The following is an 8,729-nucleotide window of genomic DNA, read 5'->3' on the forward strand; positions in this document are numbered from 1 at the left end:
GGTGGGAAGCCTCTGGACCGCCTTCCCCCGCCGCTACCTGCCCGAGGCCAGCATGGAGAAGATCTACCCCAACGAGCCCGGCCACAACGAACTCCCACCCATTTCATGACCGTTGGCGAACGACCACTACACCACCTCATTGGGACACGACCCCGGTGCCGGAGGCAGCCCGCCGGTGCGCGGCTCATCGGCGCCGTTCCGAGGGCTGCCGCAGACGAGTAGTCGTAGTCCTTCGAGCGCCTTGGTAACGCCGCCAGTTCCGCCTCCGTTCGAGGGGTTCGATCCTGCACGGCGGGCTGCCGCACCTCCAACGGGGCGATCCTCGATGCCACACCGCTGTCCGTACCGAAGGCATTTCCGCTTCTTACAACCACTCCCATGCCTCATCGGCCACCGATCGTCACAGTGAACCTACGACTCACCCGCAGGCCGCGCGCGGCTTGCGGGCAGGGGCCGCAAGGACAGTGGACATTCGTGTGCGACTCACGTGAGGCTTCCTTGTCGGCCTATGGGCGCCGACCAAGCGCGGCTGCCTCACCCCGACCGGGTGACACTGGGCGGCTTCCATGTTCGGACTTGGGACGAACGCGCAGGTTGAGTGGCCGTCAAGGCAGCATTTGCCTTCCGCAACCCATTCCTTCCTCTCATGTCTGGCTGCTGCCGGTGGCGTGTGGGGGAGACGGGCGCGGGCGGGACCGGACGACCGTCCGGTCCCGCCCGCGCCCTGCCTGGCCGTTGTCAGATGTGGTGCGCCCGAGATGGGGGTGGCCTGTGCGGGCGCACCGTGCGGTCGTGGCTTGGTCAGCCGGTGATGGCGAAGGTCCAGCCGGGCATGCTCTCCCAGGCGAGCCACTGGTTGTTCTGGTAGGTGGCGCGGGACATGGTGCCGTTGGTGCCGGTGGCGAAGAGTTCGAGGGTGTTGGTGTAGGCGTTGTAGGTGGCGGAGGGGGTGCCGGAGAACTTCCAATCGCTGATGGTGCTCCAGTCGGCCCAGGTCCTGGTGTTGTTGTTCCAGTAGTTGTGGCCGAGTTCGCCGGTGTTGCGGACGGCGAAGAGTTCGACGGCGCCTGCGGCGGGGTTGTAGACGGCGGTGGGGGTGCCGTTGAACTGCCAGCCGCCCATGGTGGTGATGTCGGACCAGCGGGCGCCGTTGAGGCTGTAGCTGTGGGCCATCGTGTTGTTGGTGGTGGTGGCGAAGACCTCGGCGCTGTTGTTGGCCGGGTTCACGACGGCGGTGGGGCTGCCGGTCACGGCCTGGCCGCCGATGGTGCTCCAGTCGCTCCAGGTCTTGGCCTTGTTGTCCCAGTAGTTGTGGCCGAGTTCGTTGCGGTTGCTGGTGGCGAAGAGTTCGACGGCGTCGGTGGCGGGGTTGTAGAGGGTGGTGGGGGTGCCGGTGAACTGCCAGTTGCCCAGGCCCCGGACGTCGTCCCAGCGGGAGCCGTTGGTGCTGTAGGTGTGGGTCATGTAGCCGTTCGTGTCCAGGGTGAACACCTCGGCGGTCTGGTTCGAGGGGTTGAACACGGCGACCGGGTTGGCCTTGAGCTTGAGGGCGCTGGGGATGACGCTCCAGCCGACCCACTTCCTGGTGCCCGGGTCCCAGTAGTTGTGGCAGAGCTCGCCGGTCTTGCCGATGGCGAACAGCTCGAGAGCCTTGGTGGCGGGGTTGTAGATCGTGGCGGGGATGCCGCTGAACTGCCAGTTCTCCAGGGTCGACCAGGAGCTCCAACCCTTGCCCTCGGTGTTGGAGGCGTGGGCGAGGACGCCGTCGGTGCCCAGGGCGAAGATCTCGGCGGTCTTGGAATCCGGGTTGTACACGGAGTTGACGACCGCGGAGGAGTAGTCGACCGCCTTGGACCACGTGGAGACGGTCTGCTGGACCCAGCCGGCGACGTCGTCGACGCGGCTGGAGGAGGCGCCGGTACGGGTCTCGGTCTCGCCGAGGCAGCCGCCCTGCCAGGAACGGGAGGCCACCGCGACGAGCTCGGCCTTGCCGTTCTTCTCCCGGATCGCGGGGGCGCCGGTGTCGCCCTTGCAGATCGCGGCGCCGCCGGTACCGGTGGTGCCGATGGCGGTTGCGGCGATGGTGTCGAGGGTGAAGGCCCCCGAGTGGAGCTTGTTCGGCACCCACTCGTCCTTGGTCCGGCCGTAGCCGGGCACGCGCAGGTTTTCACCGGTCGTGGGCGCGGTGGTCGCGACGGGGAGCGTCGCGACGCCGGTGACAGGGGTGGCAAGGCGCGCCATGACCAGGTCGCGGTCCTGACGGGTCACGAGTTCGGCCACGTCGACCGTCTTGTCGCCGACGGTTGCGGTGGTCTTCCACGTAGGGGCGCCCGTGGCCAGGGCCTCCGGCTGTGCCGGGTCGTCAGCGAAGCAGGACGCGGCGGTGATCACCCAGTACCGGTCGACCAACGCGCCGGTGCAGGCGCGCACGTTGTCGCCGATCGCCAGGCGGGCAGTGTAGGCGTACGTGCCGCCGGCGACCGCGTCGCCGGGGACGGCGCCGGCCGGGGATGCGGAGAAGGTAGTCAGCGCGCCGGCGACTGCGGCCGTTATCAGCACGCCCGCCCGCCGGGAGCGGGACGCAGTAGTGGTGTGGGACATGGAGAGGTTCTCCCCTGAAGGTATGGGACCCCGCCGGGCGGGCCTACCTGGGAGGGGCGGCCCGGCGGGAACGGGTTACAGGTTCGGCTCAGTCGGCCGGGGTGGCGGTAATGCCCTGGATGGCGCTGCTGGCAACGGGGTAGAAGCTGGTCCAGCTGCCGTCGGCCTTCTTGTCGGCGGTCCAAATCCGGTCGTCGCCGCTGATGGCGAACAGGTGGATGGTGTCGCCGATGGTGTGGCGCCCCCGCGGCCAGGGCCTGCGGCTGCGCCGGGTCCTCGGCGAAGCAGGACGTCGCGGTCAGAATCCAGTTGCGGTCGACGAGCGCGCCGGTGCAGGCACGCTGGTTGTCGCCTATGACGATCCGGGCCGCGTAGGGCTACGCGCCGTCGGCGGCCGGCTCACCGGTGACGGCCTGTGCCGCGGGGATTGAGAAGGTCGCGATGACACAGGCGGCAGTGGCGGCCACACCGGCTCGTTGCCCAGCCAGGGCGGTCTTGGAGTACATGGTTCGTTCCTCGGATGAACAGAAGGGATCCGACAGAGACAGGCGGCCGACTACGGAGGACGGGGCGTGACACCCACCCGGCCACCGATTCGGCGGTGAACACCGCCTTCGAGAGGGCTACTTGGTGGCCGTGACTTCCATCAGCGTGTAATCACGCCCCTCCGGATCCGTGCTCGAACCAACGGGCGTCCACGTGTTCTTCTTCACCGTGAAAGAGGTCGTACTGGAGCCCGCCGTCGTGTTGATGGAGACGTTGTAGTCATTACCCCTGACTCCGGTGATCCGCGGGACCTCCAAGCTCAGATAGCCCTTGTCTCCGGTCATGCGGAGGCAGAAGTCCTGGAGGTCGCGGGCGAATACTCTGAGAAGTCCGGGCGTTCCATCGCAGGGAACGAGGGTGATGTGCCCGTCGCCGCGCTTCAGGACGACGCCGGTGTCGGCGAGCACGCGGTCGGCGCCCGGGTGCGTGAAGTCCTCCACGGCAACCGGCGGCAGATCGGCGCCCGCACCACCAGCACTGCTACCACCATCCGTGGCAGAGACCGCCGATATTCCCAGCGACATCGCCAGGACGGTTGCGGCACTCATGGTCAGCACCCTGGAGGATCTCATTTCAGCACACACCTATCCTTACCTTTTCATTCATGATTAAAACGGACAAGCTATCCTCTGTCGCCGTGAGACGACATTGAGGCAGGGCGACCTGGCCCCGCCCTGTCCTCGGTCGGCAAGCGTAATTGATACCACTTGACTGACTGTTGGCGCTTGAATTGCCTCCTCCTGGTGATGGTGACCGCAGGAGAACACCGCCAAATGTGGACAATAGCGACGACCTTGGGTGCCCGTCAGCCCACCTCTCTGACCGCCCAAATGAAGACCGTAGACTTTCCCTCCTGCTTGGTTTATGTGCGATCATGCCTGGCCATGACTAGATCTTCTGTACTCGCACTCAGGTGTCGAATTGATGACTTCGAGGGGAAATGAAAAGACACGGGATGGGGATACGCTTGAAAACTGGCCCGGGGCCTGCACCTTGGCGGCGCCTTGCGACGGGGCTCGCCGCCCTCGCACTGACCACAGGCATCATGAGCACCCCGGCCTTTGCGGAGAACGGGACAGCGGGGGCAGCCGGGCCGACGGCGAACAATCGCGCCCTGGCACTGGCTGAGTGGCGCTCCGGCGGTGAGACGGTCAAGGCTGCCGCCGAGCGAGCCCTGGCCGGAACCGATGAGCAGGTCGCTGCGTTTCTGGCAACCGAGCTGCCACGCGCCTTCCAGGACGACGAGCGGCTGAGGCTGCTTCAACTGGTCGGTGTCAGTGGTCCGGGCGTTCGGAAGGCCGCCGAGCCCGCCCTCGCCGGACAGAAGGATGTACACGCCTTCCTGGAGTCCGGCTGGAAGGCACCCTGGGTGGAGGACCAGCGGGCCTCCATTCTGAAGGCCATGTTCAGCGGCGGGGTCGCCGTGAACGAGGCCGGCAACAGGGCTCTCGACGCCCACACCACCGAGGCCTACACCGCCTTCCTCGGCGAGGGACTGCGCAAGGCGCAGCTCGAGGACGACCGGGTCCAGGTCCTGCGGCTGATGCACGTGGGCGGACCGAAGCTGCAGGCCGCGGGCAGCACCGCGCTCGACGGCGGCCCTGACGCAGTGCGGGAGTTCCTGGACACCGAGCAACACGTCGCCCGGGCCCAGGACCAGGAGTCCATGACGATCAGCCAACTGGTCGAGGACGCCCGTCAAGCCAGCCAGCGGGCGAAGGCGGAAACGGAGTCCGCCAAGGAGGCGTCAGGCCGGGCGGTGGACGCCGCCCGGCTGGCCAAGGAGGCGGCCCAGCGGGCCAAGGACGAGACAGCCGCGGCCCAGAGTTCGACCCAGGACGCGTCCGCTGCGGCCGGACGGGCCGCTTCGGCCGCGGAGAGCGCCGCCACTGCGGCGAGCACTGCCGTCACTGCCGCCAACAACGCCAGCAACGCCGCTCGCACCGCAGCCGCAGCGGCGTCTTCCGCGGCTGCCGCCTCGGCTGCGGCTGGGCGCGCCGCCGCACGCGCCTACGATCAGGCGAGCGCTGCCGCCAAGGACAAGAACCAGGCGAATGCGGCCAAACAGGCTGCGAAGGATGCCCGGGACGCGGCGCTCGGTGCAACCAACGCGGCAAAGGCCGTGTTCTCCGCTTTGACGGCGATGAAGGAGGCGCTGAACGCCGGCGCCGCGGCTTTCAGCGCGAGTGACCACGCTGCCGCCGCCTCACAAGCGGCGTCCGAGGCCGGCTCGATGGCCAACGTCTCGGCTGCCGAGTCCCGCCACGCGAAGATCGCGGCCGACCGGGCCAAGCGTGCGGCGGCAACCGCTCGGAGCGCCGCAACGTCGGCCCAGGCCGCCGCGCAGCAGGCGATGACCGCTGCCGACGAGGCCAAGACCGCAGCCGAGAAGTCCGCGGCTCACGCGAACGCCGCCGCGGCGGCGGCCGAGGACGCGGCAGCGCAGGCCGGACAGGCCGGCGATTGGGCCGGTCTGGCGACCAAGCACGCCGAGGCTGCCCTCACTGCGGCCGACAATGCGACCACTGCGGCCAACCAGGCAGAGTCGGTCGAGGCCACAGCCAGGGTCACCGAGACGAGCACGCGGGAAGCCAGCACCGCGCTCGCCGTGCTGGCCGCCGAGGAGGAAGCCCGCCAGGAGGCCGCGTCGCAGGCGAAGGTCGAATGGGAGCGAGCCGAGACAGCACGGCAGGATGAGGACACCAAGCGCCTGCTGGCCGAGGCCACCGCGTCGGGAACCGCTTCGGCTACAGCTGTACTGAAGGGGCGGCAGGCCGCGGTCCGGCTGTTGAGCACCGGAGCGCCGTGGACCTCTGCGGCCGCCGAGTATGCACTGGTCGGTGGAGATGTCGACGTTAAGCAGTGGCTGAGCACCGGGCGCAGGCAGGCTGCCGCTCAGGACGACCACAGCAAGATCTCGCATCTGGCCACCAGCCAGGTCACCGCGCTCCGAACCGCCGCTGAGAAGGCGTTGTCCGATACAGCGGAGGTTCAGGCCGCGTTCCTGGAGTCCGGCCAGTACAGCGCCATGCGGGACGAGTACCGGGCGCAGGTCCTTGTCTTGATGAACGCGGGCGGTCCGGCCGTGCAGAAGCAGGGCAGTGCCGCCTTGGACGCCGGAACCCCGGAGGCCCTGCGTGCCTTCCTGGCCGCCGGTCAGTACACGGCCCGTCGGGAGGACGACCGGGCCGAAGCACTGAAGTTGATCTACGCCAGTTCACCTCGCGTCCAGGCTGCTTCTCAGGCGGCGATGGCCGCGCCCAACGCCATGCTGCGGGACTTCATCGCCCACGGCCAGTACGAGATCGCTAAACAGGACTACCAGGACGCTGTCCACATCGCCGAAGTGCGCCGCATGGTGGCCGACGGAAAGGTGCTGGCCGCCAACGCCCGTCAGGATGCGGCGGAAGCCGCAAGTGCGGCCGCCACCGCCCGTGGCGCGGCGGCCGAGGCTGCCGGCTATGCCCAGCAGGCCTCCGATGCCGCAACCGCTGCGCAAAAGGCTGCTGCCGACGCGAAGAAGTCCGCAGTCGACGCCGAGCAGTCCGCTAAGAGTGCCGTCGACTCCGTAAAGCGGGCCAAGGCCGCGGCCACCTCGGCGAGCAACTCGGCGACAGCAGCACAGAAGTCTGCGAGTTGGGCCAGTACTTCGGCCGCGCACGCCAAGGTCTACGCGCAGATGGCCCGTGTCTCTGCAGAGCAAGCACGACAGTCCGCTCTCGCGGCCAACCAGAGTGCACTCGAGGCCATGGCCGTGGGGCGCGAGGCGTGGGAGTCTGCGAACGCTCTCGTCAAGAAGGAGCAGGAGGAGCGCCGCAAGCAGGAGCAGAACGGAGCCCAGCCGGGCACCAATCCTCCGAACGACTCTCCCCCTGTAGGCTCGGGCATCGGTTTCATCTCTGCCTATCCGGCGGGCACCAACGTCATCGAACTCGGTGGCGTCTGTTACGTCAACGGGTACGCGCTGAACAATCCGTTGTGGGACTGCGGGGGAATCGCGTCGAGTTTCGACAAGTGGCTGCTGGAGAACGGTGGTGACGTCGACTGGCGGATGATCGAGTTGAGGCCTGACTCGGTGATGATGCCTAACCTTCTCATGACGTACTGCGAGCACAGTCTCGGTTTCGGTATGAAGCCGTACCGCGCCATGTGCGGCGACGACATGGTGAAGAAGCTGAAGGCCGACGGCGGGTTCGTCACCTTGCAGATGCAGGAAGCCAGCGTCCCGAAGTCCTTCCTCAAGCCCCTCCTCAGGCAACTCGGCATCAGGACGAGCATGACCCTGCGCGAGCTGTCTCTGCTCAGCCCGCGTTACCAGGCCGTGCTCAAACTGACTCAGACTCAAATAGACGATCTGGTATCGGCCTACGTCAGGTTCAGGCCCCTCGCCGACGAGCTCGCAGCCGCGGGAAAGCTCGGCCCTAGTGCTATCCCGAGCGCAGTGGCGCGCATGGCCGATGGCTGGAAGCGCTATGGAGGCCTGACGAGGGAGCAGTTCGTCGGGAAATACTGGAACCCGCAGGCCTGGACCGACGCGGCTGGTAAGGTCCACGCTGGATGGAACTACCCGAAGGAATATGCCATCGAAGGAACGAAGCGCCTGCTCGCCAAGGGTGAGATCAAGGCGGGTGAGGTCTGGGACCGATTCGGTGAGAGCAACGGTAGGTGGCTGTCCCCGGCCTCCGAGAATGCTTCGTTCGCCCAACGGGCGATTCCGCCCGACAGTATGTCGCTGCAGTACTATCGCTACAAGTGGGCCAAGGATCTCGATGAGGCTGCGGGTGCGGTCGAGCGGAGCAAGGTGGCGGGGTGGTTCGAACAGCCGGGAGGCGCCACCCAGTTCAAGCTGCAGAAGTCCGTCCAGGAACTCTGCATCGAGGGGTACCTCGTCTTCGAGAACGGAATGAAATGCGCATGAATCGTCACCAGCTCCTGGAACGCCTGAACGAGGCGGGGGTGAGCAATCGCTTCTATGGGATCAGCACTCGGGATCTGTCGACGTTCGACCACCTGCTGGAGGCCGTCCCCATCCTCGTAGAGGGCACCGACGGCCGGTGGTCGATCGATGTCTGGGAGCGTGGCGAGCACTGGGTAAAGGCGAGCTTCGAATCGGAGGAGGAAGCATGTTCCCACCTCTATGCCGACGTCATGAGGCAGTGGGAGATCTACCGCTCTCGGTGAGTTCACCGCCTCCTCCGACCACGGCTGACGGCGCGGAAAGAGACCTTCGACGCGAGTCGGCTTCGGACGGTCGATAAGCCGGGCACGCCCGGTTCGGACCTTCCGGACCGGGCGCTTCCCACCGTCTTCGTGAACGACCGGCCGAGGAGCCCCGCCAGGCGATCTGGCTGGGCTCCTTCGTGTCCCTCGTGGCCGCGCCCGGGCTGTCGTGACCCCGGTCTGACCTCGCTTACGCCACTGCTGGCGCTAGGCCGCGTATTCGGTCGTGATCAATGGGTTCGGGTGAGGTCCTTGATCCAGATCATTGCGCCACGGAGGTGGAGGCCTGCGAGGTAGCTGTCCGGGGTCTTGTCATACCGGGTCGCGATGCCTCGCCAGGCCTTCAGCTTGTTGATCAGGCG

At 67.2% G+C, this 8,729-nt stretch carries 5 protein-coding genes and 2 pseudogenes; 2 read left to right on the top strand and 5 right to left on the bottom strand.

Annotation, left to right across the window (positions count from 1 at the left end; translation table 11 throughout):
* Positions 1 to 801: 801 nt before the first annotated feature.
* The 4 genes and pseudogenes from AB0O19_RS19860 to AB0O19_RS19875 form a co-directional block, all read right to left on the bottom strand.
* Positions 802 to 2,601, bottom strand: coding sequence for a trypsin-like serine protease (locus AB0O19_RS19860; RefSeq protein WP_363621054.1), 1,800 nt, complete (start codon positions 2,599 to 2,601; stop codon positions 802 to 804).
* Positions 2,553 to 2,966, bottom strand: a pseudogene (locus tag AB0O19_RS19865) (trypsin-like serine protease); the annotation flags it as partial. The pseudogene AB0O19_RS19865 and the gene AB0O19_RS19860, both read right to left, overlap by 49 nt.
* Before the next feature lie 12 nt (positions 2,967 to 2,978).
* The gene (locus tag AB0O19_RS19870) at positions 2,979 to 3,107 is read right to left on the bottom strand and encodes a hypothetical protein (RefSeq protein WP_363621056.1); all 129 of its coding nucleotides are present in this window, start codon (positions 3,105 to 3,107) and stop codon (positions 2,979 to 2,981) included.
* Between the two features lie 117 nt (positions 3,108 to 3,224).
* Entirely contained in the window at positions 3,225 to 3,695 is a 471-nt protein-coding gene (locus AB0O19_RS19875; RefSeq protein WP_363621058.1) for a hypothetical protein, read from the bottom strand.
* Between the two features lie 497 nt (positions 3,696 to 4,192).
* Between AB0O19_RS19875 and AB0O19_RS19880 the strand changes: the two genes are divergently transcribed.
* Positions 4,193 to 8,065, top strand: coding sequence for a glycohydrolase toxin TNT-related protein (locus tag AB0O19_RS19880; protein WP_363621060.1), 3,873 nt, complete (start codon positions 4,193 to 4,195; stop codon positions 8,063 to 8,065).
* A complete protein-coding gene (locus tag AB0O19_RS19885; protein ID WP_363621062.1) occupies positions 8,062 to 8,328 on the top strand; it encodes a hypothetical protein in 267 nt (88 codons plus the stop codon). The genes AB0O19_RS19880 and AB0O19_RS19885 overlap by 4 nt, the downstream gene beginning before the upstream one ends.
* Positions 8,329 to 8,597: 269 nt before the next feature.
* On the opposite strand, the pseudogene AB0O19_RS19890 reads toward AB0O19_RS19885, so the two are convergent.
* A pseudogene (locus tag AB0O19_RS19890) lies at positions 8,598 to 8,729 on the bottom strand (IS5/IS1182 family transposase); the annotation flags it as partial.

It is taken from the genome of Kitasatospora sp. NPDC091276, from assembly GCF_040684355.1.
Taxonomy (GTDB): Bacteria; Actinomycetota; Actinomycetes; order Streptomycetales; family Streptomycetaceae; genus Kitasatospora.